Origin of the sequence: Salmonella sp. SAL4457 (assembly GCF_046548235.1) — a bacterium.
GTDB lineage: Bacteria > Pseudomonadota > Gammaproteobacteria > Enterobacterales > Enterobacteriaceae > Salmonella > Salmonella enterica.
In genome coordinates, this window is record NZ_JBGDZO010001226.1 from 1 (window position 1) to 241 (window position 241).

The 241-nt window shown below is 27.4% G+C and carries 1 protein-coding gene; it reads right to left on the bottom strand.

What is annotated here, in order from left to right:
* Positions 1–241: hypothetical protein (locus tag ACLJNW_RS28095; protein WP_410961899.1), on the bottom strand; the 241-nt coding region annotated here is incomplete at both ends.

Genomic DNA, 241 nt, shown 5'->3' on the forward strand with positions numbered 1-241 from the left:
AATAATGGCTTGCATTTTACCCTGAAATGTATCTCAAGATTTGCATATAAATTATGGTATGTTGTATCTCTGGACTCAGTTACAGCTCGGTTAAGGACATGATAATAATCTATTTTTTGTTGGTCAGTACCATTGTTTGCAATATTTTTATTATTATTTAAGATAATTTCATATTGTGGCTCTGTTAATAACCAATTTTGTTTATTGACAAAATTAATTATATTTTGAGTTGCTGATATAG